Raw genomic sequence first — 22,954 nt, forward strand, 5'->3', positions numbered from 1 at the left:
CATGGGGCAACGGTCGAAGTGTGGCAGAGCGGGCGAGGCCGTGCACCGTGTTTGCCGAGCTTTTGCTCGAAGATGAGATATTCGGGTACCGGCGATGTATCTTCCGCAGGGCGCCAATATTGCAAAATCGCTGAGCTGATCAATGAGGAGCCTCCATGCCAAGCCTCGTGCTGGATATCGCGCTGCCCGCCGAAAAACTGTTGGCGGTCTACCAGGGGCGCGCCAATCGCATCCTGATCAAGAGCCGGGAAGGAAGAAATGTCAGCTTACCGGCCCATCATCTGCGACCCTTTCTGACAAGTGCGGGCGTGTTTGGTTCATTCGAGATGGAATTTGCTCCAGAGGGCCAGCTGATTCGCTTGCGCCGCCTCGATTAACTCTCGCTCGAATAAGGGCGATGCGGTGTGGTCGAACTGAGTTTCGCCCCGCTGACGAATCCTCCTGCCTGCTATACTCCCGCGCCACACTTTCCAGGATCTAGGCTGCGTATGTATAACCTGGCTCGCCAGCTGTTGTTCAAGTTCACCCCCGAGACGTCCCATGAATTATCGCTCGATCTTATCGGTGCAGGCGGTCGTCTGGGGCTCAACGCGCTATTGAACAAGACGCCGGCCGCGTTGCCGGTGCGCGTGATGGGCCTGGATTTTCCCAATCCGGTGGGGCTGGCGGCCGGACTGGATAAAAATGGCGAAGCGATCTGCGGAATGTCCCAGCTGGGATTCGGCTTCGTCGAAGTGGGTACCGTGACGCCGAGGCCGCAGCCGGGCAACCCGAAGCCGCGTATCTTCCGCCTGCCTGAGGCCGAAGCCATCATCAATCGCATGGGGTTCAACAACCATGGGGTCGATGCGCTGCTGGACCGGGTCGATGCAGCGCGATTCAAAGGCATTTTGGGTATCAACATCGGCAAGAATTTCGATACGCCGGTCGAGCGTGCCCAGGACGACTACCTGCTGTGCCTGGACAAGGTTTATCACCAGGCAAGCTATGTCACCGTCAACGTCAGTTCCCCCAACACGCCGGGACTGCGCAGTCTGCAGTTCGGTGATTCGCTCAAACAACTGCTCGACGCGCTTCGCCAACGCCGCGAAGACTTGGAAATACTGCATGGCAAGCGTGTGCCGCTGGCCATCAAGATCGCGCCGGACATGAGCGACGAAGAAACCGTGCTGGTGGCCGAAGCGGTTTTTCAGGCTGGGATGGACGCGATCATCGCGACCAACACCACGCTGAGCCGTGAAGGCGTCGCGGGGCTTGCCCATGCCGACGAAGCCGGTGGGCTTTCGGGGGCTCCGGTGCGCGAGAAAAGCACCCATACCGTCAAGGTGTTGGCTGAAACCCTGGCTGGTCGTCTACCGATCATTGCGGTCGGCGGGATCACGGAAGGCCGGCACGCGGCGGAAAAGATCGAAGCCGGAGCGAGCCTCGTTCAGCTGTATTCGGGCTTCATCTACAAGGGGCCAGCATTGATACGCGAGGCGGTGGATGCCATCGCCGCGTTGCAATCAAGAAAGGAAGTGAATCGCTGATTGGTTGCCCGGAGGGGCTCCCTGAGGGAGCCCGGGCTTCAAGCCCGCCGCCCGGGTGGGGCGTGCCAGTTGAGGTCGGTGTGATCGTGTCAGCCGACCGCGTGGAGTTCGTTCAGTCGATGAAGACCGGCGGCGCCGGTCAGACCATCCCAGTTGTCGCCGCGACCCTCCCGCCAGCCGTTAATCCAGGCTTGGCGTACTTCGGGATGAGAAAAAGGACAGAGGTCGCGAGATTTACCGTGTATGCCATGCTGATAACCGCGTAGAAATGCTCGTTCCATCGGATCACGCTTGAGTCTTCTCATTGGGTATTGCCCTCAGTGGTTGACTGGTGTTCCTGTTGACCTCATGGCGAGGTCGGCAGATAGACTGCCAGCGAAGTCCGCTGCCGGCGTGGCGGACATCTGCCGGACATCGTTGCGATGCCGGGCTGAGTCGAGTTCTAACCTAATGGCTCCGAGGCGGGAATGATCGTTTTGTCATAAGCAGGTAACCAAACAGTAGCGCTGCCCATAAGGCAGGCAAGACGCAGCTTTCCGGCGCCCCGTTGCGTCTGATTCGCAGTAAGCCAGTCCTGACTGCACCCCTATCGAACGAGATCCGGAACGGGAATCCCCACCGGTCGCCTACATTCTCTGGACCATGCCATGACCGATCGCTACGAACTCATCCTCACATGCCCAAAAGGGCTGGAAGGCCTGCTGCTTGAAGAAGCCACCGAGCTCGGACTCGAAGAGGCGCGTGAGCAGACCGCTGCGATCCGCGGGTTCGCTGGCATGGAGATAGCGTATCGGCTGTGTCTCTGGTCGCGGCTGGCTAACAGGGTGCTGCTGGTGATCGATCGTTTCGCCACAGAAAACGCCGAAACGCTGTATGACGGCGTTCATCGGATCGATTGGTCAGAGCACCTGGAAGCGAGCGGCAGCTTGGCGGTCGAGTTCAGTGGCCACGGATCGGGGATCGACAACACTCACTTCGGCGCATTGAAGGTCAAGGACGCGATTGTCGATCGCCTTCGCACGGCCACTGGCGAGCGCCCTAGCGTCGACAAGTTGAATCCGGACCTGCGCATACATGTACGTCTGGATCGCGGTCAGGCGGTTCTTTCCCTGGATCTTTCCGGGCACAGCCTGCATCAGCGTGGTTATCGTCTGCAGCAGGGTGCCGCGCCATTGAAGGAAAATCTGGCCGCCGCGGTACTGATCCGCGCTGGCTGGCCACGCATCGCCGCAGCGGGCGGGGCGCTGACGGACCCCATGTGCGGCGTCGGTACTTTCCTCATCGAGGGCGCCATGATGGCGGCGGACATCGCGCCGAACCTGCGTCGCGAGCGTTGGGGATTCAGCGCCTGGCTTGGCCACGTTCCGGCCATCTGGAACCGCCTGCATGCCGAAGCGCAGGCGCGGGCCGAGGCGGGTATGGCCCGGCAACCGTTGTGGATACGTGGCTACGAGGCGGACCCGCGGCTAATCCAGCCGGCGCGTAACAATATCGAGCGCGCCGGGCTGGCGAACTGGATCCGTGTGTATCAAGGCGATGTGGCGACGTTCGAGCCCCGGCCCGATCAGAATCAGAAAGGCCTGGTGATCTGCAATCCGCCCTATGGCGAGCGTTTGGGCGATGAGGCGAGCCTGGTCTATCTCTACCAGAATCTTGGCGAGCGACTGCGACAGGCCTGCCTCGGTTGGGAGGCTGCGGTCCTGACGTCGGCGCCCGATCTCGGCAAGCGCATGGGCATTCGCAGCCACAAGCAATACGCCTTCTGGAACGGTGCGTTGCCGTGCAAGCTATTGCTGATCAAGGTCGAGCTGGATCAGTTCGTCACTGGTCAGCGCAAAGCGTCCACTGAAAACAAGCCTGAGCAGGAGCCCGCCATGGAACTGGCGCGCCTCAGCGAGGGTGGCCAGATGTTCGCCAACCGCTTGCAGAAAAATCTGCGCCAGCTTGGCAAGTGGGCACGTAAGGAGGGCATCCAGTGCTATCGGCTATACGATGCCGACATGCCCGAATACGCCCTAGCCATCGATCTGTACGGGGACTGGGTGCATGTGCAGGAATATGCGCCGCCGCGCTCGATCGATCCGGAGAAAGCCCAGGCGCGCCTATACGATGCACTGAGTGCGATCCCGCAGGCACTGGGCGTTTCTCGCGAGCGCGTGGTGGTCAAGCGGCGCGAGCGTCAGAGCGGGACGCGGCAGTACGAACGCCAGGCCAGCCAAGGAGAGTTTTTGGAGGTCAGCGAGGGTGACGTCAAGTTGCTGGTCAATCTCACGGATTATCTCGATACCGGACTGTTCCTCGATCATCGTGCGATGCGCTTGCGCATCGCACGCGAAGCGGCCGGCAAGCGCTTCCTCAATCTGTATTGCTACACAGCGACAGCCACGGTACATGCGGCCAAGGGCGGTGCGCGCAGCACGACCAGCGTCGATCTGTCGAAAACCTATCTGGACTGGGCGCGGCGCAATCTGGCGCTCAACGGCCTGTCCGATCGGCAGCGTCTGGAGCAGGGCGATGTGATGGCTTGGCTGGAAGAGGATCGTGGCGAGTACGACCTGATCTTCATCGACCCGCCGACCTTCTCGAACTCCAAGCGTATGGAAGGCGTTTTTGACGTCCAGCGCGACCATATCGCTTTGCTCGACTTGGCCATGGCGCGGCTGGCAGCAGGCGGCACGCTGTATTTCTCCAACAACTTCCGCAAGTTCGTGCTCGACGCAGGTATCGCCGAGCGCTACGCCGTCGAAGAGATCACCAGTGCCACGTTGGACGATGACTTCCGTCGCAACAGCAAGATTCACCGTGCCTGGAAGCTCCAGGCGCGTTGAAGCTTTCGCAGAAGGTAATCGGCTCGCCGTTTCAGTCGAGCCCGTGCCGGCGGTGCCAGCCGCCGGCACGCCGAGTTAACGTTGCGCAGTGCTTTCGTTGCCTGGGCGGTTGTAGAGACTGACCAGTACCTGGTCCAACACCGAAGACGCGCCCCAGGGCCGGGGGTGGTTGAGAATCGCGACGACTGCCCAGGTGTTGCCATCGTTGTCGCGGCTATAACCGGCGATTGCTCGCACGTTGTTCAACGTGCCGGTCTTGATATGTGCTTTGCCGGCGACGCCAGTATTGCGCAGACGCTTGCGCATGGTGCCGTCAATCGCTGCGAGTGGCATCGAGGAAATGAATTCCGCGGCGTAGGGGCTCTGCCATGCAGCCTGGAGCAAGCTCGCCAGTTCCCGTGCGCTGACGCGTTCGGCACGCGACAGGCCTGAGCCGTTCTCGATGACCAGGTGCGGTGAAATCAGCCCCTTCTTCGCCAGCCACTGACGAATCACCCGCTGCGCGGCCATGGAATCATCCGCGTCCGTTTCGTTGCGAAATTCGGCACCCAGGCTCAAAAACAACTGCCGCGCCATGGTGTTGTTACTGTATTTGTTGATGTCGCGAATGATCTCGACTAGATCCGGCGAGTAAGCACGGGCGATCATCCGCGCGTCGTCGGGTACCGGGGCGACGCGATCCTCACCGAGGATGCTGCCACCGAGCTCCTTCCAGATCGCACGCACGGCGCCTGCGGCGTAGCGTTGATGGTCGAGTAGCGCCAGATAGGTTTGGCCGCTGCAGCCGGCCGGAAGCTTGCCGGTGACGACGACCGTAACACCTTCAGCATCTTCGATCGGGTTGTAGCGAATATCGGGCCAGCCTGGGCACTTGGCCTTCGGCAGAGCCTGAATGCGATTGTCGATACGAACCGAGGCGATCGGTGGCTCGACGACGACGTTCACGTTGCCGGCATCGTTACGGGCGATGAAGCGAAGCGCCTTGAGATTGACCAACAGCGAGTCCGGTGCGACCAGGAAGGGCTTGTTCTTGTCATTGCCGTCGTCATCGAAGATCGGCAGGGCTGGCTGAACGAAGTGGCTGCGATCCAACACCAAATCCCCGGTCACGGTCTGCACGCCGTTGACGCGCAGGTCTCGTAGCAAGAGCCAGAGCTTCTCCATGTTGAGCTTGGGATCGCCGCCGCCCTTGAGATAAAGATTGCCATTGAGCGTGCCGTTCTCAATTGGGCCATCGGCATGGAATTCCGTTTTCCATTGATGATTGGGACCCAGCAACTCCAGTGCGGCATAGGTCGTGACCAGTTTCATGGTCGAGGCGGGATTTACCGATACATCGGCATTCACGAACGTCGGGGTCGCGTTGGTGTTGAGCGGCAGCATGACGACGGACAGCGCGCTGCTCTCGATCTTGTTTGCCTTGAGTGCCTGCGCGACGCGCGGCGGTAGGGTCTGATTGATGGCTTCGGCATAAACCGGGAATGCCAGCGGTAGCGTCAGTGCGGCGGCGGCGACACGGCCTAGAAATCTGCCGATTGCGCTGCCCCGATTGGCTGGGGCAGTTCTTGCGAGAATCAATGACATGGAGGTTCCCTACTACGTTCAGGGAAAATGGCGGGCCATTATGCCCGTGACCGAGAAGTGACGTACTTCTCATCCGACAAGCGTAGACGGCGATGTCGAGAGTCAGCAAAAAGACGATGAGCAGTGCGGCCTGATGCAATCGCACAAGCGCGGCGTTGCTGTTAGAGTGCGCGCCGTCATCTCGTTAGAAAAAAGGACCGATTCAATGGCTACCAATCGCTCGCGTCGTTTGCGCAAAAAACTTTGTGTCGACGAATTCCAGGAACTGGGTTTTGAAGTGACTCTGACCTACGGTGAGGGTCTTGATGCCAAGGCGGTGGACGATTTCCTCGAAGCCTTTCTGACCGAGGCCATCGAAGCCAATGGTCTGGGCTATATCGGTGGTGAGGATTACGGTTTCGTTTGCCTGGCCAGCCGTGGCTCGGTCAACGAAGAGCAGCGCGGTCAGGTCGAGGCGTGGCTCAAAGGGCGCAACGAGTTGTCCGAATTCAACGTAAGCCCGCTGATGGACGTCTGGTACCCGGAAAACGAGATCAACGCTAAGGCATGATCGAGTCGTTCTTGTCCTGATCGGTTGTGGCCGTTTGCCCGCGTTTGCGCAACGCAATCCGGGCAAACAGCCTACGCAGCAAATACACCAGCAACGTAACGGCTAACGCTACGCCCACGCCAATCACAGCGTTGATCAGGCGCAGTTGTGGTAATTCCCAGTCTTGCGCCAGGGTTTCGGCCAATAACAGGAAACTCAGGGTCGTCTGCAAGACGAAAAGCCCATAGTGATGTGCCTGGAAAGCCCGGCTGAGCATGACCAGCGGCAGCATGATCATGACCATCATCGGCGGATCGGCCAGGCTGTGGCCCATGTAGATCAACACCGCCGCTGCACAAAGAATCCCGACCCCGGCCTGCAAAGCCCGAGCGAGGCTGCGTTGCAGATCCATCTGCAGCGTGGTGAAAACCGCCAGCGTCAGCCAATAGCCTCGTGGAAGATCTGCAATGTTGACGATTAGGCCGCCTGCGGCAGCTGCGATCATGTAAGTGAGTGCATGCAGTCGCCACTGGCGAATCGGCGTGCGCCGCGCTCGGCGTCGCAGCACCTTCATCAAACTGAGCAGGCGCGGCATGTATGGCCACATGCGCAAGCCATGCATGCCGCGTAAGCCGAAGGCGAGCAGGGTGACCCAGAGACCGCCCAGTGCAAACAGAGCGGCAATCGCTTGAGGGTTGTTGAAATCACTGATGCCGTATTGGCCCTGGCCAAGACAGAGGCAAATGGCCAAGCCGATCCCGAGCTTGCCGGCTTCGCTGCCGTAACGTTGTAGCCATGCCAACAACAGACCGTAAAAGGCGAACAGGCCGAGGCTGATCAGTGGATGAGTCGCCGACCAGAACCCGAGGCCGGCGCTGCCGGCGCCAAGGGCTATCAGCAACAGCATTCGCAACATTCCGAGACGGTGTAGCGGATTCGCCTTGGCTGCCTGGAAGGCCCCGACCGTGGCCCAGAGGAAACCCGGATGGCCGCTGAACAGGCCGAGCAGAAGCGGCAATGCGCAGCCCAGGCCCGCCACGGCTGCGGCTCCCCAGGCGGGGCGGCCAGGCTGCCATCCGACGACCTTCCACAACGGTTTTTTCATCTGGCTCACGTCGGGCTCGAGCGTCCAGTCATTTCGCCGGCCATCTCGGTCGCGTAGCTGTCGGTCATGCCGGCGATAAAGTCGATCATCCGCACGAATGATTGATACAGCGGCCAGTCGGGGTCTGGAGCATTGCTGCCAAGCAGATCCAAAATGCGGCGATTCTTGAATGACGGCGTGCGCCCGCCGTGTTGCTCCAGCGCCGCGCCACAGAAGGCGTTGAGCAGTATCTCGAGCGTCGTATAGGCGCCGATTTCATGCAGCGTCTTGCGTTTGTCCTGAAAGATTTTCTGCCGCGCCAAGGCTTTGGCCTGCACGACGCAGCGCTTGGCGGGGCCGTGCATGTGCTCGACCAGATCCCCGGTGAGTTGGCCGGCCAGTAGTGCCGGTTGCTGTTCGACAAAGGCGCGTGCAGCTGCGTTGGTGAGGTGTTCGATAGCCTTGCCCCTGAGGATCGCCAGCTTGCGCCTGCGTGAATCGCCAGGACCGAGCTGCCGGTAGGTTTCCGGCAGATCCTCGCCCACCAGATCCAGCAGCAGCGCCTCGACCTCGGGATAGTCGAGCAGGTCCATTTCGAGCCCGTCTTCCAGATCGATAAGGCCGTAGCAGATGTCGTCCGCCGCTTCCATCAGATAGACCAATGGATGGCGCGCCCACCGTTGCTCGTCCAGCTTCGGTAGGCCGAGTTTCGACGCAATCTGCTCGAGCAGGGGCAGCTCGCTCTGGTAGCAGCCGAATTTATGTTTCTTGTAGCCGAGCGCCTCGGCATGGCGCGATGTCCAGGGGTACTTGAGGTAGGTGCCGAGCGTTGCGTAGGTCAGTCGGGTGCCGCCATCGAACTGATGGTATTCGAGCTGTGTAAGCACCCTGAAGCCTTGGGCGTTACCCTCGAAGTTGAGAAAGTCGGCTCGCTCGGCGTCACTCATGTCATCGAGCCAGCCACGGACGGCGGCCTGCTGGAACCAGTGGCGAATGGCATCTTCGCCAGAATGACCGAACGGCGGGTTACCAATATCATGCGCGAGACACGCCGACTGAATGACCATGCCGAGATCGGCCGGGCTGCACCATTCCGGCAGGTCTTCACGCAGCACTTCACCCACGCGCATGCCGAGGGAGCGTCCAACGCAGCTGACTTCCAGCGAATGGGTTAGGCGGGTGTGGATGTGATCGTTGCTTGAGACCGGATGCACCTGGGTCTTGCGACCAAGCCTGCGGAATGCGCCGGAGAAGATGATCCTGTCGTGATCCTTGTGGAATGGACTTCGACCAAGTTCTTCATTGCTGTGGACGGATTTCCCGAGCCGTTCACGATTGAGCAGGGTGTTCCAATCCAAAGAGCCTCCTTGTTATGCCGTCAGTGGGACCGATAGGCCAAGCGGCGCCATTCCGTCAGCGAGAGCGCATCAAGCCGGGGAAGTGTTCGCGCACAGGCAGCAGCCTACCGTATTTCCTCACCGCTAGGCGCTGCCACACCACTAATGCCGCAGCTTGCGAATCACCGGATACAGAAGGAGACCCAGCCGCGCGAGTTTGCCAACTTTCCCCAAACGACGTCCGAAGAGCGTCATGGCCAAGGTTGCGGCAACCATCAGAGGTGCTTTTGGTATGTGCTGATCGGCTCCGGTAGCTCTATTCGCCACCATCCCCTTGATTCGCTGGAATGGGTGAGCCAAAGGCTGTGAGTGGTAGAGGATTTGTTGCCGGTTCATTTCCATGCGCAACCGGATCAAATCCTTGCGCATGGTCAGATCGCTGGAATTACTGAGAGGCAGGCTCATGGCAGTAGACGCTCCCGATTGCGGGCCAATTCTTCGACCGTCGCCTGGAAGGGCGAAGCGCTCGCCTTGGCGAGGCGGATTGCGCGGCTGATACATACCGCTAGTACAACCGCGTATGCCGCACAGAGAATCAGAATCGCCGCGATAGGGTTGCTATCCCAGAAGGCGATCACGATCGCCGCCGAAAGCCCTACCAGGATCAGCAAGCCTAGTATCAGACTGATGCTGGCCAGCAGAAACAGTTTGAAGACCCGTACCCGTTCTTCCTGCAGCTCTATTCCGACAAGCTCCAGATGCCCCTGGATGAGGCCGGCAAGCGCGCTGCCCATCTTTTTGATGGAAGGGGCAGGGGCCTCATCGGAATATTTGGTTTCCATTGGATCGGTTCCCCACATCAGCGGCGGGTAATCAGGCCGAAGAGAAAGCCGACCCCAGCCGCGATGCCCAGCGACTGCCAGGGGTGGGTGTGGACATATTCCTCGGTGCACTGAATAGCCGCCTGGCCTTGCTCACGCAGCGAGCCTTCCTGCTCCTTGAGCATCTGCCGGGCGCGGGTCAGGTTCGCGTTGATCTTGCCGCGCAACTCTTCGGTCTGGGTGCCTGCGGTGTCCTGCGTATGTTTCAGCAGACGCTCCGTATCGCCGATCAACGTATGAAACTCATCGATGAGCGCAGCCTGAGCGGCCTGAAGATTGCGGCGGTGTGCGGATTTATCGAACAGGGGTGAGGAAGTTCCCGTGGTTGCGTCGGGAATCGGGGTGTTGTCATTGGTGCCGAAAGTCGATTCGGTAGACATCTGCAGCTCCTCTTTTTAATCGCGCAGGGACGACAGGTCCCGGTGCCTAGAGTTTTCGAGCATGCTGCTGGCGCAAGGTTCCCGCTTCGGTTAGTCAATTCGCGTGGTGATCGATGAGGCCGGCGTGCCAGTTTCAGAATTAGCTTCGCAGTAGCGTGGGGTGTCAGAGAAAAGAAAACCCGCCGAAGCGGGTTTTCTATCTACTGCATCTGCATGCGGTAGCCGCTATTACATCAGCGGGATGGTGTAGCTGACGATCAGACGGTTTTCGTCGATATCGTTAGCAGTACCATTGCTGCGGAAAGTAGCGTTGCGCCATTTCAAGTTAAGGTTCTTCAGCGCGCCTTCCTGGAAGGTGTAACCGATGTCGGTGTCGCGCTCCCATTCTTTGCCTTCCGATACGCCGGCGCGCTCGAAATTATCGCCAGTAACGTAGCGGGTCATGAACGTCAGGCCAGGAATGCCGATAGAGGCGAAGTTGAAGTCATAGCGAGCCTGCCAAGACTTCTCGTCGGCCTGAGCGAAGTCACCGATCTGTACGAAGTTAACCAAGTAGGGGTCAATATTGCCGCCGACATAGGCGAAGCCTGTGTCACCGGACATTTTCTGATAACCCAGACCGAAGCTATGGCCACTGAGCGAGTAGGTGACCATGGCGCCGAAGGCTTTGTTGTCGACGTTGGTGTTGCCGTCGTCCGTAGAGCGCTGGTAGCGCAGGTCGGTCTTCAGCGACTGGCCTTCGGCGATCGGCAGCACATGAACAAGGTTCAGTGCGTGCTGCTTGTAGAACTCTTCCAGGTTGCTGTAGTAGTAGGAAGCGCTCAGGTCCTTGGTCACTTTGTAAGTGCCGCCGAGATAAACGAACTCGTCGGATTCTACATCGGTAGTACCAGTAATGCTTTTACCGGACGTATTGACGACCATGTCTTCATAGTTGGTCGAGTTCCGGTTGTTGATCTGGTCAACATAACCCAGGTCCAGAGTCAGGCCATCAATTTCATTGGATACTAACTGGGCACCACTCATTGCAGCAGGCAGCAGACGGCTATCGCTGGTCGCGATGGCTGGGTTCTTCAGCTGCAGCGTGCCGACTTTCAGGACGCTTTTGGATACTTTCGCCTTGGCGGTTAATCCCAGCTGGGAGTAATCATCTGGTGCGCCGGAGTCGCCAGCCGGCAGGAGGCCTGTGCCAGTACGGTCAGGGCTCGAGTCCAGCTTTACGCCAAGCAGGCCCAAAGCATCGACGCCGAAGCCTACAGTACCTTCGGTGTAACCCGACTCAATACGGAGCAGGAAGCCTTGTGCCCATTCGTCTTGCTTGGATTGGCCCGCGCCTTCTTGGCGATAGTCACGGTTGTAGTAGAAGTTTCGCAGTTCCAGGCTGGCCTTGGTGTCTTCAATAAAAGCAGCCTGAGCCATGGACGGGATTGCCAGTGTTGCTCCCAGAGTGGCGAGTGCCACGCCCCGGGCGATTGGGGTCTTGAGCATTTCTTATTTCTCCTCGTTGGATGATGCTCTGAAGTCGCTCTTTACGGCGCTGTGCAATAAAGCACTACATAGGTATTTCAGCCTTTAGACCTTAGTCTTTGAGACTTGAGTGCGAAAGTGTCGGTTGAACTGATCTGTAGTTGCTTACGTTGATTTGATGCAAGCATCAAGCGCTACCGATACGCACGAACACTTTCGTCCCTACAGCTCTGTGGCCGCTTGGGTTCGCGCATCCTAGCCGTTTGCCGGCCTCGCGTCGATTCCCTAAACCAAACCATCGTTTGAGTGGGGTCGAGATCACACTTTCTCATTCGTTACGCCAAGGAATGAGGTCGGCTAGCGGCAGTCGGATCAGGGCGAGGCTGCTAGAATTGCGTGCAGCCAGTTTCAATGAGCGCACTTATGTACCTTCCTGAATGCCAACTATTTGGAACGTTGGGCTGCCATCTATGTGAGCAGGCCGAGGCAGTAGTGTTGCCGTTGGTGGAGCATGGTCTGCTGGTGGAGTTGGTGGATATAGCGGACAGGCCTGAATGGGTCGACGACTATGGGCTGCGTATACCCGTGCTCCGGCGAGTCGATACGGGGGCTGAGTTGGATTGGCCATTTGAAACCGAACAGGTCGTCTGGTTTCTACGTCAATAAGCCGTTGCGCCTGAGCAATTGCAGCGAGAGATGGCTTGGTTAGGGCGCTGGGTTAGATAGTTGTCACCGAAACGGCAGGACACCATGTTGGCGGATCCTGGCTGCTCGAATCGAGATAACGAAATGCAAATCTGGAAAACAAAAAACCGGCCATTAGCCGGTTTGTATGTATCAGACTGTTTATCCAATATCGGGATTTTGGTCGGAGCGACTGGATTCGAACCAGCGACCTTCTCGTCCCGAACGAGACGCGCTACCAAGCTGCGCTACGCTCCGAAGATGGCGCGCATTCTACATAAAAACTGTTGCTTCACAAGAGGTTAGAACGGGCTTTTTGGTGGCGCCCGGCAAGCCGCCTGGCACCAGAAGGGTGGTCGTCAGAGTTCCTTGACAGTACGAACCTGATCCTTGTTGACTCTGCCCGGCTTGCCGTCAATGCTTTCGTATTCATAGAAGCCAGCTTCATCGTCGTAATGGGGATGGTCCAGTGTCTGGATCTCGCGGCCATCGTTCAGGGTGATGACGCTGGGGTTCGAGCAGCCCGCTAGCAGGGTCAGTCCGACCAACAATGCCAAGGCGGGTCCGGTTGCTGCGCGCATAGTGCTTCTCCTCTTGGTTAGTTGCGTTTGTGACGGCGTTCGAGGGCGCTAAGTTCAATCTGGGGGCTTTTGTTCCGAAAGCAGTTCGGGTGAGTTCAGATTGGCAAGCCGAGGATCATTCTCATTAAGCTCGAGAGCGCGGGATTGTAGGCTCAGCAGTATCTTGCGATTGCTTCGCTCGCCGGCCCGCCAGGCCTCCTCGATTGCAGAAGCAAGCCTGACCGGGATGACGCAAAACAGCGGTTCCCATTGCTCACCTCGCCGAACCATCACGGGAACGTTTGGTTCCGCCCGAGCCGCTGCATGCAGGCCTGCGAGCAGTGAGTCATCGATCAGCGGTGCGTCGCATGGCACTACCAAGAGCCAGCGATGATGAGCCGCCGCGAGGCCGGCGCGTATACCCGCAAGTGGTCCGGGAAAGTCCGGCTCGTCGTCGCTAACCACTCGATCCGCGAAGGCTGCGTATCGCTGGTGGTTGCGGTTGCAGGAAACAAGCAGATCATCCGTCAATGCCCGTACGATCCGATGCGGCCAGGCTATGAGCGGCTCGCCATGCCACTCGACCAAACCTTTGTCCTGGCCTCCCATCCGCTGCCCGCGACCACCCGCTAGCAGCAGGATTGAGCAATCGGCAAGCATGCTTTGTTGCATCAAGGGCTCCATTAAAAGCTTGTGATATAACACCCGGCATTCAGACCAACAACCGGAATGCCGCCATGAGCCACCTTGCCGATCAATCATTTGTTCCGCTGAATATTGCTGTCCTGACGGTCAGTGACACTCGCTCGCTGGAAACCGATACCTCAGGGCAGTTACTCGTCGACCGTCTGCAGGCTGCTGGTCATCGGCTCGCTTCGCGTGCGCTGCTCAAGGATGATCTGTATCGGATCCGAGCGCAGGTCGCGAGCTGGATCGCCGAGGACATGGTGCAGGTCGTATTGATCACTGGGGGCACGGGCTTTACAGGTCGCGACAGTACGCCGGAGGCGGTTGGATGCCTACTGAACAAGCAGGTCGATGGCTTTGGCGAGCTGTTTCGCCAGATATCGGTAGGCGATATCGGCAGTTCGACTGTCCAGTCGCGCGCATTGGCTGGATTATCGAATTCGACCCTTGTCTGCTGCCTGCCGGGATCGACCAATGCTTGCAGAACCGCCTGGGACGGCATTCTCGCCGAGCAACTCGATGCGCGTCATCGTCCGTGCAACTTCGTGCCGCATCTCAAGCAGGCCGAGCCATGCGAGAGCCGCTCATGACATTGACCGACTCGCCAGCGCTGATGCCTGTAGAACAGGCGCTCGACGCTTTGCTCAGGCAAGCGGAAAGCACTGCAATCAAGGACGTCGAGAGCGCTTCGATCGAGGATGCGGTTGGACGAATACTGGCCGAGCCACTGGTTGCGCAACTGGATTTGCCACCCTGGCCGAACAGCGCAATGGATGGTTACGCCATCCGCGAAAGCGATCTTCGAGGGCAGCCGCTTCGGGTCAGTCAGAAGATCTTCGCCGGTAGCCAGCCTGAGCCTTTGGAGGCCGGCAGCTGTGCGCGGATTTTCACCGGCGCGCCGATGCCGGACGGCGCTGATAGCGTGGAAATGCAGGAAAACGTCGAGCTGCTCGACGATGGCCGAGTGCGCTTCCTTGAGCCGGTGAGGCGAGGGCAACACGTTCGTCCCCAGGGTGGCGAGGCGCGAACGGGAGATGAGGTACTAGCAGCCGGCGCTCGGCTGGGGCCGATCGAGCTGGGGCTCGCTGCGTCATTAGGCGTGTCGCGGCTGAGCGTAAGCCGAAAGCTCAAGGTTGCGCTGCTGTCCACGGGTGACGAGCTGGTCGAGCCGGGTGAAACGCTGCAGCCGGGACAGATCTACAACAGCAATCGCATGCTGTTGCGTCATTGGCTGCAACGCCTGGGATGCGAGGTTATAGACGCCGGGATCGTGCCGGATGATTTGGTAAGGGTTCGCCAGTGCCTGGCGGATCTGCATGAGGTCGATCTGATTCTCTCTACCGGAGGCGTTTCGGTTGGTGAGGCTGATTTTCTCGGGCAGGTGCTTCGAGAAGAGGGCGAACTGTCGCTCTGGAAGCTGGCCATCAAGCCTGGCAAACCCTTGACTTGCGGAAGTTATCAAGGTGTTGCCGTCATTGGCTTGCCAGGCAATCCTGCCTCCACGCTGGTCACCTTTGGTCTGTTGGCGCGCCCTTATCTGTTGCGCCGAATGGGTGTGTTACAAGTCGAACCGCTGAGCTTTCAGGTTCCTGCGAACTTCGATTGGCCCAGGCCTGGCAAGCGCCGGGAATATCTGCGAGCGCGTCTCGAATCGGGCAAGGCAGTGCTGTATTCCAACCAGAGCTCGTCGATTCTGCGTAGTGCAGCCTGGGCGGATGGATTGGTCGAGGTGCGGGAGCACAGGCAACTGAAAGATGGCGATTTGGTGCCCTTTATCTCATTCGCCGAATTGCTCTGCTGAGTTCAACGCTCGCGCTTGATTCAGGCGCCGAAGTTGTGCCGCATTCCGTCGGGAATAGCAGCGGCTCGGCGCCTACATCAAACGGATTGCATTTTCCCTTGTCTACCTTTCCCATCTGCGCCAGGTCTGGCTGCGATGTGTCTGGTATTACCCATAACAAGGAGAATGTGATGCAGGAGAGAAATGCCTGGGTCGATTACGCCAAAGCCATTGGGATCATTCTGGTTGTCTACGGACATGTCGCGCGCGGGGTGTTCAACGCTGGGCTGCCGATGAATGAAGATAACTATCTTCTCGTCGATAGCATCATTTACAGCTTCCACATGCCGCTGTTTTTCTTTCTATCCGGTTTGTTTTTTTACGATTCGCTGATCAAGCGTGGAAAGGCGGGATTGATAGTCAACAAGGTGGACACTATCGTCTATCCCTTCATCGTATGGTCGCTACTGCAGGGCCTGCTTGAGGTAGTGCTGTCGAACTACACCAACGGCGACGTGACGTTAGGGCAGGTGTTCTCGCTGCTTTGGTCGCCCCGTGCGCAGTTCTGGTTCCTCTACGCGCTGTTCCTGGTCTTCGTGGTGTGTTCCTTTATCTACGCCAAGGTCGATCGCCGTTATTTCCTTCCTGTATTTCTGGCCTTCGGCGCGCTTTATGTCTTCAAACAGGATTTGGCGATGGGGAACATTGGCCGATTCATCTTCGGCAATGCGGTTTTCTTCGCGCTAGGCGTGTGGTTCAACGAAATAAAGGCGTTTTTCCTGGCCCGTTATGTTTCGCTCACCTTGCTGTTCGGCGCGTTATTCCTTGCTGGCCAATATTTGTTTCACATCACCTTCGGCTTGAATTGGGAAATAGGCGGCTTGCCGGTACTTGTATTGGCGACCGTTTCTATCTTCTTCGTGATCGCGCTGTCGATGTGTCTGGGCCAGGTCCGCATCGACTGGCTGCTGTTCATCGGGGCTTCTTCGATGACAATTTATCTGGCGCATATTCTGGCCGGAAGTGGAATTCGAGTCATCCTGAGCAGCTTTATGGGTATTGATTCGGTCCCAGTGCATTTGGTGGTTGGCACTCTGGTCGGGCTACTTGGGCCGTTGCTGGCTCAGATCATCATCAAACGATATGACCTTTATTTCCTGTTGACCCCGCCCAAGCCTCTGTCAGCGACCGGCCTGCGGACACGCAGGGCAGTGGCTCAGTAGCGGTACGCTATACCAGCGCAGTTGCCATGCCGATCATGGCACCTGCGCAGCCATACACCGTGGCTATGGTCGGATCAGCCGCAGCTAACTCGCTGCACTGTTAGTGCCTCGTCTGTCGTAAGCGTTAAACGATGCGCGTTGTATTCCAGCGTGACGATGTCCCCGGGGCGAATGATGCGAGCGACCGAGGCCCCGCTTTCGCGACGGGCCCGATCGAGCAGTTCCGGACTCGCCTGTTCTCCAACAAGCTTCTCCACGACGGATGTATCGCATCGGTCGGCTGAGCCGTGAGGCGAATGTGCAGGCTCGGGTGATGATGATTGGCAACCGGCCAGAATGGTGCAGCACAGCGTCAGCGTTATCGAACAGGTAGTTTTCATGCTTTTTCCTTGTTTTGGGAGCATCACGTCGTTTGGCACGATGTGTGTAAATCCGTGGTAGGTAAGTCGAACGTTTCTGTCTGCGAAACCATAACGCTCAAAGGGAACTGGCGGAACAGAGGCGCCGTCTTACTCCTGACGGCCCGAGCACACTACGCTGGGCTAACGAATAAGGAGTTCCGCCATGTTCAACTCGTCCGTGATGAAGCGTGTCGCCACACTCTTGGCCGCGTTGCATTTCATGCTGTTTGCACAGATTCCGCTGGCCCAGGCAACCATGATCGGCACCCCGGAGGTTATCGCCGAGCAACAACAGCAGGTGGATCGCCAGCAATTGCTGACGATGCTTGAAGATGAAGACGTTCAGAAAAAGCTGGTGTCGATGGGCGTCGAGCGGGATCAGGTCGAGCAGCGAATCAACAGTCTGACACCGGCGGAACTCGCACAATTCAATCAACAACTGGATCAGGCGCCTGCCGGTGCCGGAGTGGTTGGGGTCATCGTTCTGTTTCTGGTGATCTTCATCATCACGGACATGCTGTGTGCCACCAACATCTTCAACTTCATCAACTGTATTAATCGTTGATCAGGCAGCTAATCCTGCTGTTCGCGATAGCCCTTCTCGGGGCGTGTGCGCGGGCGCCGGTCATTCCGATCGGTTCCGTAGGACTCCCCGAGCGGGTTGAGTTGGATGAGGTTCCTTTCTTCCCGCAGGAAGACTATCAATGCGGGCCTGCAGCGCTTGCCACAATGCTCACCCAACGTGGCGTTGCTACCGCGCCGGAAGATCTTGTTCCGAGGGTCTATCTTCCGCAGCGTAAGGGCAGCCTGCAGGTCGAAATGGTAGCCGCTGCCCGAGCGCATGACTTGCTGGTTTATCCGTTAGAGCCTCGGCTGGAGGCGGTGTTGGCCGAAGTGGCGGCGGGGAACCCCGTTCTGGTGCTGCAGAACCTTGCCTTTGATCGCTGGCCTCAGTGGCATTTTGCGGTCGTGGTGGGATACGACCTTGCGGCTCAGACTGTCGTACTGCGTTCCGGGACCACTCGACGCTGGACCGGCAGCTTTCATCAGTTCGAACGAAGCTGGGCCAAAGGTAAACGTTGGGCGGTAGTGACCGTGGCACCTGATCAGCTGCCTCGCACTGCCACGGAGACGGTTTGGCTGAGGGCGGCGAACGATCTTGAGCAAACGGATCATGACGATGCGGCTATGACCGCTTACGAGACCGCAGCCGAGCATTGGAACAGCGGGTTGGCCTGGTTTGCGCTGGCCAATGCTCGATATGCGCAGGGTGACAAACGTGCCGCCGAGCGAGCGCTGCGGACCAGTGTTCAGCGCGACGATTCCTTTGCTGCTGGCTGGTTCAACCTCTCGCAGGTATTGGCGGAGCAGGGATGCCCCGTGCAGTCATCCGCCGCTCGTGCATGCGCCGCACGACTCGTGCCCGACGACGAGCGATTTAAGGCGGAGTTGCTTCAAAGGCGCGGCGAAGCGGCTGCCTGTCAGGAACCTCCGCCTTGTCCGGTGTTGTGATCGGTCAAAAGCCAATTCTGTCTCGCAGGCTGTAGTAGAGCGCGCCGAGCGCACTGAGCGGTGCGCTGAAAGTTTGTCCACCGGGGAACGGGTAGTGAGGCAGGCTGGCAAGGGCATCGAAGCGTTCAGCCTGTCCCCGTAAGGCCTCGGCGATTACCTTTCCCGCCACATGGGTATAGGTGACGCCGTGGCCGCTGCACCCTTGGGAATAATAGAGGTTGTCATCGAGCCGGCCGACTTGGGGTAAGCGGGACAGCGTCAGCAGAAAGTTGCCAGTCCAGGCATAGTCCGTCTTGATGTTTTGCAATTGAGGGAACGTCTTGAGCATCTTGGGTCGGATGACCGAATCGACATCGGCTGGATCACGCGCGCCGTAAACCACTCCGCCACCGTAGATCAGGCGTTTGTCAGCGGAGAGGCGGAAGTAATCGAGCAAGTAATTGCAGTCCTCGACACAGTAATCCTGAGGCAACAGGCTCGCCGCTAGGTCAGGGGCCAGGGGTTCGGTGGCGATGACTTGCGTACCGCAGGGCATGGATTTCGCCGCCAGCTCGGGAACCAGCGCTCCAAGATAAGCATTTCCGGCGATCACTACGAACTTCGCCGTCACCTGCCCGTTTGGGGTATGCACACGTGGGTTGCTTCCTCGTTCGATACGGATTGCCGGGCTCTGCTCATAGATAACGCCACCGAGCGACTCGATCGCCGCCGCTTCGCCCAGGGCGAGGTTGAGTGGGTGAATATGGCCGCCGCCGTGATCGAGCATGCCGCCGATATAACGATCGCAGGACACGACATTTCGAATGCCGTCGTGATCGAGCATCTCCAGCTGATCGTAACCGTAGCGTTCCCAGAGCGACTTTTGTGCTTCCAAATGACGCATCTGCTTGAGATTGAACGCCGCGAACACGCCTCCGTTTTTCAGGTCGCAATCGATGCCAGAACGTGCGACTCGCTCGCGAATGATTCGCCCGCCTTCGAATGCCATCGCTCCGATCAGGCGCGCTTCGTCGCTCCCGGCGCTGCGTTCGACCGCGTCGATATCACGACTGTAGCTATTGACGATCTGACCGCCATTGCGCCCGGATGCGCCGAAGCCGACTTTCGCTGCCTCCAGAACGACGACCCGAAAGCCTTGCTCCAGCAGGAATAGTGCGCTTGACAGTCCTGTATAGCCTGCGCCGATGACGCAAACATCAGTTTCGATACTGCTATTCAGGGCATCGCGCGCGTTTGCTGGATTCGCCGAAGCTGCGTAATACGATGACGGGTACGGGGTGTGCGACATTCTGAGTGTCCTGTTCCGAATATTTGACGAGGATGCTAGCGCTGCCGGAACCGCGATGCCATATCAAAGAACGGAGGGCGTCCCTGGTTTCTAAAAATATCAGTGGTTTAGCTAAAAAGCGCTTGACTCCCTCGGGCGGATCTCTAGAATGCGCGTCCATCGGAGGCACATAGCTCAGTTGGTTAGAGCACCACCTTGACATGGTGGGGGTCGTTGGTTCGAATCCAATTGTGCCTACCAAATTCCGAGAAAGGGTCGCGCCAGCGACCCTTTTTTTATGCCTTGCTTGTCAGTGCGGCGGCTTTCTGAAAGCATCCGTGCTCCCGTACTTCCAGTGACTTCGGTCCGCCTCGATCAGCCTTAGGGCTCCTGCCACCGTGCGGCAGGTTATCCGGCAGGCCGCTTTCCTGGCTCATCCCAACCCATGTGGCCTTTGGTAGGGGTCACCACTAGGAGAGGAGGCGCCATGCCCATCGTTACTCTTCCTGACGGCAGTCAGCGTTCATTCGATCATCCGGTTTCCGTTGCTGAAGTGGCGCAGTCCATTGGTGCGGGCCTGGCCAAGGCAACCGTAGCCGGCAAGGTCGATGGCAGGCTCGTCGATGCTTGTGATTTGATCGAGCAGGACGCTTCCCTGCAGATCATTACGCCAAAGGACGAGGAGGGGCTGGAGATCATTCGCCACTCCTGTGCGCACTTGGTCGGGCATGCGGTCAAGCAGCTCTATCCGACCGCTAAGATGGTCATCGGACCGGTGATTGCGGAAGGGTTCTATTACGACATCGCCTATGAGCGCCCCTTCACACCGGACGATATGGCCGCAATCGAGCAGCGCATGAAGCAGCTGATCGATACCGAGTACGACGTGATCAAGAAGGTCACACCCCGCGCGGAAGTCATCGAGGTGTTTCAGGCGCGCGGTGAAGATTACAAGCTGCGTCTGGTTGAAGACATGCCAGACGAGCAGGCGATGGGGCTGTACTACCACGAAGAATACGTCGACATGTGCCGCGGGCCGCACGTGCCTAACACGCGCTTCCTCAAGTCCTTCAAGCTGACCAAGCTGTCGGGTGCTTACTGGCGTGGCGATGCGAAGAACGAGCAGTTGCAGCGTATCTACGGCACCGCCTGGGCTGACAAGAAGCAGCTGGCGGCATACATCCAGCGTATCGAGGAAGCCGAGAAGCGCGATCACCGCAAGATCGGCAAGCGTCTGGATCTGTTTCATACCCAAGAAGAAGCGCCGGGCATGGTGTTCTGGCATCCGAATGGCTGGACGCTGTATCAGGTGCTCGAGCAATACATGCGTGTCGTGCAGCGTGAAAACGGCTATCAGGAGATTCGCACGCCTCAGGTCGTCGATCGCAGTTTGTGGGAGAAGTCCGGACACTGGGCCAACTACGCCGAGAACATGTTCACCACCGAATCGGAGAGCCGCGACTACGCGATCAAGCCGATGAACTGCCCGTGCCACGTGCAGGTGTACAACCAGGGCTTGAAGAGCTACCGCGAGCTGCCGCTGCGCCTGGCCGAATTCGGGGCCTGTCACCGTAACGAGCCGTCGGGTGCGCTGCATGGCATCATGCGGGTGCGCGGCTTCACCCAGGACGATGCGCATATCTTCTGTACCGAAGAGCAGATGCAGTCGGAGTCGGCGGCCTTTATCAAACTGACCCAAGCGGTCTATGCGGATTTCGGCTTTGACAATATCGAACTGAAGCTGTCGACTCGTCCAGAAAAGCGTGTCGGCTCCGATGAGCTCTGGGATCGCGCCGAAGCGGCGTTGGCGGCGGCGCTCGACAGTGCTGGTCTCCCATACGATCTGCAGCCGGGCGAAGGTGCCTTTTATGGGCCGAAGATCGAGTTTTCGCTAAAGGATTGTCTGGGGCGTGTGTGGCAGTGCGGCACCCTGCAGCTGGACTTCAATCTGCCGATCCGCCTGGGCGCCGAATACGTCAGCGAGAACAACGATCGCCAGCATCCGGTCATGCTACACCGTGCCATTCTCGGCTCGTTCGAGCGGTTTATCGGCATTCTCATCGAGCACTACGAGGGCGCTTTCCCCGCCTGGCTGGCTCCGACGCAAGCTGTGGTGATGAATATCACCGACAAGCAGGCCGATTTCGCTCTGGAAGTGGAGAAAACACTCAACCAAAGCGGCTTCCGTGCCAAGTCCGACTTGAGAAACGAAAAGATCGGCTTTAAAATCCGCGAGCATACCTTGCTCAAGGTTCCCTATCTCTTGGTTATCGGAGATCGGGAAGTAGAGACACGAGCCGTTGCTGTGCGCACCCGTGAAGGCGTCGATCTGGGCTCCATGCCCCTGAATGACTTCGCCCAGTTGCTGGCACAAGCGGTTTCCCGGCGTGGTCGCCAAGAATTGGAGTAATGACTATTAAGCGTGAAATGAGACAGGATAAACGAGCTGCACCCAAGGCCCCGATCAACGAGAATATCTCGGCTCGTGAGGTCCGTTTGATTGGTGCTGATGGCGAGCAGGTTGGCATCGTCTCGATTGATGAAGCGCTTCGTATAGCTGAAGAAGCCAAATTGGATCTGGTGGAAATTTCCGCCGATGCGGTTCCTCCCGTATGCCGGATCATGGATTACGGCAAGCACCTCTTTGAAAAGAAGAAGCAGGTCGCTGCAGCGAAGAAGAACCAGAAGCAGATCCAGGTTAAAGAAGTAAAGTTTCGTCCAGGGACGGAAGAGGGCGACTACCAGGTTAAGCTACGCAACCTGGTGCGTTTCCTGAGTGACGGGGACAGGGCCAAGGTATCGTTGAGATTCCGTGGTCGTGAGATGGCTCATCAGGAGCTGGGGATGGAATTGTTGAAGCGGGTCGAAGCTGATCTTGCTGAATACGGTTCGGTCGAACAGCATCCAAAGATGGAAGGACGCCAGCTGATCATGGTCATCGCTCCCAAGAAGAAAAAGTAACCACCAGGGCACTGGCAGGCCTTGCGGTTATTTGAAATCACCCACACTGTGGAGTACCGAACATGCCAAAGATGAAGACTAAAAGCGGCGCTGCGAAGCGCTTCAAGAAGACGGCAAATGGCTACAAGCACAAGCACGCTTTCAAGAGCCACATCCTGACCAAAATGTCTACCAAGCGTAAGCGCCAGCTACGTGGTACATCTCTGATGCACCCGTCTGATAACGCAAAAGTAGAGCGCATGCTGCGCGTTCGTTAATTC

The 22,954-nt window shown here is 58.3% G+C and carries 25 protein-coding genes and 2 tRNA genes; 14 read left to right on the forward strand and 13 right to left on the reverse strand.

The genetic code is table 11. From position 1 onward, the window contains the following. Window positions 1-155: 155 nt before the first annotated feature. Window positions 156-377, forward strand: a complete 222-nt coding sequence (locus GYM54_RS00870; protein WP_131648488.1) for a DUF2835 domain-containing protein — start codon at window positions 156-158, stop codon at window positions 375-377. 111 nt (window positions 378-488) lie between these two features. Continuing rightward, window positions 489-1,529 carry a quinone-dependent dihydroorotate dehydrogenase gene (locus tag GYM54_RS00875; protein WP_197444612.1) on the forward strand — a complete coding sequence of 347 codons (1,041 nt, stop codon included), beginning with the start codon at window positions 489-491 and terminating at the stop codon, window positions 1,527-1,529. Window positions 1,530-1,618: 89 nt separating this feature from the next. Here the strand turns inward: GYM54_RS00875 and rmf are convergent, their stop codons facing one another. Further along, window positions 1,619-1,834: a ribosome modulation factor gene (gene rmf / locus GYM54_RS00880; RefSeq protein ID WP_021207445.1), complete on the reverse strand. Its 216-nt coding sequence runs from the start codon at window positions 1,832-1,834 to the stop codon at window positions 1,619-1,621. A 342-nt stretch (window positions 1,835-2,176) separates the two neighbouring features. Between rmf and rlmKL the strand changes: the two genes are divergently transcribed. Beyond that, the gene (gene rlmKL, locus GYM54_RS00885; protein ID WP_197444613.1) at window positions 2,177-4,357 is read left to right on the forward strand and encodes a bifunctional 23S rRNA (guanine(2069)-N(7))-methyltransferase RlmK/23S rRNA (guanine(2445)-N(2))-methyltransferase RlmL; all 2,181 of its coding nucleotides are present in this window, start codon (window positions 2,177-2,179) and stop codon (window positions 4,355-4,357) included. Window positions 4,358-4,432: 75 nt separating this feature from the next. On the opposite strand, the gene dacB is transcribed toward rlmKL, so the two are convergent. Next, window positions 4,433-5,941 (reverse strand): D-alanyl-D-alanine carboxypeptidase/D-alanyl-D-alanine-endopeptidase, encoded by a 1,509-nt coding sequence (gene dacB, locus GYM54_RS00890; RefSeq protein WP_197444614.1) that lies wholly within the window; start codon window positions 5,939-5,941, stop codon window positions 4,433-4,435. A gap of 205 nt (window positions 5,942-6,146) precedes the next feature. Here dacB and GYM54_RS00895 point away from each other — a divergent pair, with 205 nt between their 5' ends. Then, window positions 6,147-6,491: a YggL family protein gene (locus GYM54_RS00895; protein WP_197444615.1), complete on the forward strand. Its 345-nt coding sequence runs from the start codon at window positions 6,147-6,149 to the stop codon at window positions 6,489-6,491. Here GYM54_RS00895 and GYM54_RS00900 read toward each other — a convergent pair. The 6 genes from GYM54_RS00900 to GYM54_RS00925 all read right to left on the reverse strand — a co-directional run bounded on the left by GYM54_RS00900 (window position 6,481) and on the right by GYM54_RS00925 (window position 11,640). Continuing rightward, window positions 6,481-7,575, reverse strand: a complete 1,095-nt coding sequence (locus GYM54_RS00900; protein WP_197444780.1) for an FUSC family protein — start codon at window positions 7,573-7,575, stop codon at window positions 6,481-6,483. The genes GYM54_RS00895 and GYM54_RS00900 overlap by 11 nt on opposite strands. A 5-nt stretch (window positions 7,576-7,580) precedes the next feature. Next, window positions 7,581-8,912 (reverse strand): deoxyguanosinetriphosphate triphosphohydrolase, encoded by a 1,332-nt coding sequence (locus tag GYM54_RS00905; RefSeq protein WP_197444616.1) that lies wholly within the window; start codon window positions 8,910-8,912, stop codon window positions 7,581-7,583. Between the two features lie 141 nt (window positions 8,913-9,053). Next, the gene (locus GYM54_RS00910; protein ID WP_131648495.1) at window positions 9,054-9,356 is read right to left on the reverse strand and encodes a hypothetical protein; all 303 of its coding nucleotides are present in this window, start codon (window positions 9,354-9,356) and stop codon (window positions 9,054-9,056) included. Beyond that, the gene (locus GYM54_RS00915) at window positions 9,353-9,733 is read right to left on the reverse strand and encodes a phage holin family protein (RefSeq protein WP_131648496.1); all 381 of its coding nucleotides are present in this window, start codon (window positions 9,731-9,733) and stop codon (window positions 9,353-9,355) included. The genes GYM54_RS00910 and GYM54_RS00915 overlap by 4 nt, the downstream gene beginning before the upstream one ends. A 17-nt stretch (window positions 9,734-9,750) precedes the next feature. After that, complete coding sequence (locus GYM54_RS00920; protein ID WP_131648497.1) at window positions 9,751-10,152, reverse strand: YqjD family protein; 402 nt, start codon at window positions 10,150-10,152, stop codon at window positions 9,751-9,753. Between the two features lie 228 nt (window positions 10,153-10,380). Beyond that, window positions 10,381-11,640, reverse strand: a complete 1,260-nt coding sequence (locus GYM54_RS00925) for an OprD family porin (protein ID WP_197444617.1) — start codon at window positions 11,638-11,640, stop codon at window positions 10,381-10,383. 402 nt (window positions 11,641-12,042) lie between these two features. On the opposite strand from GYM54_RS00925, the gene GYM54_RS00930 reads away from it, so the two are divergent. Next, window positions 12,043-12,285, forward strand: a complete 243-nt coding sequence (locus GYM54_RS00930) for a glutaredoxin family protein (RefSeq protein WP_258189928.1) — start codon at window positions 12,043-12,045, stop codon at window positions 12,283-12,285. A gap of 199 nt (window positions 12,286-12,484) precedes the next feature. Here the strand turns inward: GYM54_RS00930 and GYM54_RS00935 are convergent. The 3 genes from GYM54_RS00935 to mobA form a co-directional block, all read right to left on the reverse strand. Then, window positions 12,485-12,561, reverse strand: a tRNA-Pro gene (locus GYM54_RS00935). Window positions 12,562-12,662: 101 nt separating this feature from the next. Continuing rightward, window positions 12,663-12,884 (reverse strand): YgdI/YgdR family lipoprotein, encoded by a 222-nt coding sequence (locus GYM54_RS00940; protein ID WP_131648500.1) that lies wholly within the window; start codon window positions 12,882-12,884, stop codon window positions 12,663-12,665. Window positions 12,885-12,938: 54 nt separating this feature from the next. Then, window positions 12,939-13,535 carry a molybdenum cofactor guanylyltransferase MobA gene (gene mobA, locus GYM54_RS00945; RefSeq protein WP_197444618.1) on the reverse strand — a complete coding sequence of 199 codons (597 nt, stop codon included), beginning with the start codon at window positions 13,533-13,535 and terminating at the stop codon, window positions 12,939-12,941. Window positions 13,536-13,600: 65 nt separating this feature from the next. On the opposite strand from mobA, the gene moaB reads away from it, so the two are divergent. The 3 genes from moaB (at window position 13,601) to GYM54_RS00960 (ending at window position 16,553) form a co-directional block, all read left to right on the forward strand. Next, window positions 13,601-14,140: a molybdenum cofactor biosynthesis protein B gene (gene moaB / locus GYM54_RS00950; protein ID WP_197444619.1), complete on the forward strand. Its 540-nt coding sequence runs from the start codon at window positions 13,601-13,603 to the stop codon at window positions 14,138-14,140. Beyond that, window positions 14,137-15,351, forward strand: a complete 1,215-nt coding sequence (glp, locus tag GYM54_RS00955; protein ID WP_197444620.1) for a gephyrin-like molybdotransferase Glp — start codon at window positions 14,137-14,139, stop codon at window positions 15,349-15,351. Before moaB ends, glp begins: the two co-directional genes overlap by 4 nt. A 170-nt stretch (window positions 15,352-15,521) precedes the next feature. Next, window positions 15,522-16,553 carry an acyltransferase family protein gene (locus GYM54_RS00960; RefSeq protein ID WP_197444621.1) on the forward strand — a complete coding sequence of 344 codons (1,032 nt, stop codon included), beginning with the start codon at window positions 15,522-15,524 and terminating at the stop codon, window positions 16,551-16,553. A 74-nt stretch (window positions 16,554-16,627) separates the two neighbouring features. On the opposite strand, the gene GYM54_RS00965 is transcribed toward GYM54_RS00960, so the two are convergent. Beyond that, entirely contained in the window at window positions 16,628-16,933 is a 306-nt protein-coding gene (locus GYM54_RS00965) for an I78 family peptidase inhibitor (RefSeq protein WP_197444622.1), read from the reverse strand. A 184-nt stretch (window positions 16,934-17,117) separates the two neighbouring features. Between GYM54_RS00965 and GYM54_RS00970 the strand changes: the two genes are divergently transcribed. Together GYM54_RS00970 and GYM54_RS00975 are read left to right on the forward strand one after the other, a co-directional pair. After that, window positions 17,118-17,519 carry a PA2779 family protein gene (locus tag GYM54_RS00970; protein WP_197444623.1) on the forward strand — a complete coding sequence of 134 codons (402 nt, stop codon included), beginning with the start codon at window positions 17,118-17,120 and terminating at the stop codon, window positions 17,517-17,519. Then, window positions 17,516-18,466 (forward strand): PA2778 family cysteine peptidase, encoded by a 951-nt coding sequence (locus GYM54_RS00975; protein ID WP_197444624.1) that lies wholly within the window; start codon window positions 17,516-17,518, stop codon window positions 18,464-18,466. Before GYM54_RS00970 ends, GYM54_RS00975 begins: the two co-directional genes overlap by 4 nt. A gap of 4 nt (window positions 18,467-18,470) precedes the next feature. On the opposite strand, the gene GYM54_RS00980 is transcribed toward GYM54_RS00975, so the two are convergent. Further along, entirely contained in the window at window positions 18,471-19,754 is a 1,284-nt protein-coding gene (locus tag GYM54_RS00980) for an FAD-binding oxidoreductase (RefSeq protein ID WP_197444625.1), read from the reverse strand. A 163-nt stretch (window positions 19,755-19,917) separates the two neighbouring features. Here GYM54_RS00980 and GYM54_RS00985 point away from each other — a divergent pair. The 4 genes from GYM54_RS00985 (at window position 19,918) to rpmI (ending at window position 22,951) form a co-directional block, all read left to right on the forward strand. After that, a tRNA-Val gene (locus GYM54_RS00985) sits at window positions 19,918-19,994 on the forward strand. 226 nt (window positions 19,995-20,220) lie between these two features. Next, window positions 20,221-22,143 carry a threonine--tRNA ligase gene (gene thrS, locus GYM54_RS00990; protein WP_197444626.1) on the forward strand — a complete coding sequence of 641 codons (1,923 nt, stop codon included), beginning with the start codon at window positions 20,221-20,223 and terminating at the stop codon, window positions 22,141-22,143. Further along, complete coding sequence (gene infC / locus GYM54_RS00995; protein WP_177493022.1) at window positions 22,143-22,694, forward strand: translation initiation factor IF-3; 552 nt, start codon at window positions 22,143-22,145, stop codon at window positions 22,692-22,694. The genes thrS and infC overlap by 1 nt, the downstream gene beginning before the upstream one ends. A gap of 62 nt (window positions 22,695-22,756) precedes the next feature. Then, complete coding sequence (rpmI, locus tag GYM54_RS01000) at window positions 22,757-22,951, forward strand: 50S ribosomal protein L35 (protein WP_019339386.1); 195 nt, start codon at window positions 22,757-22,759, stop codon at window positions 22,949-22,951. Window positions 22,952-22,954 lie beyond the last annotated feature (3 nt).

The sequence above is a fragment of the Pseudomonas sp. MTM4 genome, assembly GCF_019355055.1.
Taxonomy (GTDB): Bacteria; Pseudomonadota; Gammaproteobacteria; order Pseudomonadales; family Pseudomonadaceae; genus Stutzerimonas.

Bases quoted from the DNA above. Each gene is read 5' to 3' on its own strand.
- GYM54_RS00930 (WP_258189928.1), top strand. From the start codon at position 12,043: ATGTACCTTCCTGAATGCCAACTATTTGGAACGTTGGGCTGCCATCTA.
- GYM54_RS00915 (WP_131648496.1), bottom strand. From the start codon at position 9,733: ATGGAAACCAAATATTCCGATGAGGCCCCTGCCCCTTCCATCAAAAAG.
- GYM54_RS00925 (WP_197444617.1), bottom strand. From the start codon at position 11,640: ATGCTCAAGACCCCAATCGCCCGGGGCGTGGCACTCGCCACTCTGGGA.
- rmf (WP_021207445.1), bottom strand. From the start codon at position 1,834: ATGAGAAGACTCAAGCGTGATCCGATGGAACGAGCATTTCTACGCGGT.
- infC (WP_177493022.1), top strand. From the start codon at position 22,143: ATGACTATTAAGCGTGAAATGAGACAGGATAAACGAGCTGCACCCAAG.
- rpmI (WP_019339386.1), top strand. From the start codon at position 22,757: ATGCCAAAGATGAAGACTAAAAGCGGCGCTGCGAAGCGCTTCAAGAAG.
- GYM54_RS00940 (WP_131648500.1), bottom strand. From the start codon at position 12,884: ATGCGCGCAGCAACCGGACCCGCCTTGGCATTGTTGGTCGGACTGACC.
- rlmKL (WP_197444613.1), top strand. From the start codon at position 2,177: ATGACCGATCGCTACGAACTCATCCTCACATGCCCAAAAGGGCTGGAA.
- dacB (WP_197444614.1), bottom strand. From the start codon at position 5,941: ATGTCATTGATTCTCGCAAGAACTGCCCCAGCCAATCGGGGCAGCGCA.
- GYM54_RS00970 (WP_197444623.1), top strand. From the start codon at position 17,118: ATGTTCAACTCGTCCGTGATGAAGCGTGTCGCCACACTCTTGGCCGCG.
- GYM54_RS00920 (WP_131648497.1), bottom strand. From the start codon at position 10,152: ATGTCTACCGAATCGACTTTCGGCACCAATGACAACACCCCGATTCCC.
- GYM54_RS00980 (WP_197444625.1), bottom strand. From the start codon at position 19,754: ATGTCGCACACCCCGTACCCGTCATCGTATTACGCAGCTTCGGCGAAT.
- GYM54_RS00895 (WP_197444615.1), top strand. From the start codon at position 6,147: ATGGCTACCAATCGCTCGCGTCGTTTGCGCAAAAAACTTTGTGTCGAC.
- mobA (WP_197444618.1), bottom strand. From the start codon at position 13,535: ATGCAACAAAGCATGCTTGCCGATTGCTCAATCCTGCTGCTAGCGGGT.
- GYM54_RS00875 (WP_197444612.1), top strand. From the start codon at position 489: ATGTATAACCTGGCTCGCCAGCTGTTGTTCAAGTTCACCCCCGAGACG.
- GYM54_RS00870 (WP_131648488.1), top strand. From the start codon at position 156: ATGCCAAGCCTCGTGCTGGATATCGCGCTGCCCGCCGAAAAACTGTTG.
- GYM54_RS00910 (WP_131648495.1), bottom strand. From the start codon at position 9,356: ATGAGCCTGCCTCTCAGTAATTCCAGCGATCTGACCATGCGCAAGGAT.
- GYM54_RS00960 (WP_197444621.1), top strand. From the start codon at position 15,522: ATGCAGGAGAGAAATGCCTGGGTCGATTACGCCAAAGCCATTGGGATC.
- thrS (WP_197444626.1), top strand. From the start codon at position 20,221: ATGCCCATCGTTACTCTTCCTGACGGCAGTCAGCGTTCATTCGATCAT.
- moaB (WP_197444619.1), top strand. From the start codon at position 13,601: ATGAGCCACCTTGCCGATCAATCATTTGTTCCGCTGAATATTGCTGTC.
- GYM54_RS00965 (WP_197444622.1), bottom strand. From the start codon at position 16,933: ATGAAAACTACCTGTTCGATAACGCTGACGCTGTGCTGCACCATTCTG.
- glp (WP_197444620.1), top strand. From the start codon at position 14,137: ATGACATTGACCGACTCGCCAGCGCTGATGCCTGTAGAACAGGCGCTC.
- GYM54_RS00900 (WP_197444780.1), bottom strand. From the start codon at position 7,575: ATGAAAAAACCGTTGTGGAAGGTCGTCGGATGGCAGCCTGGCCGCCCC.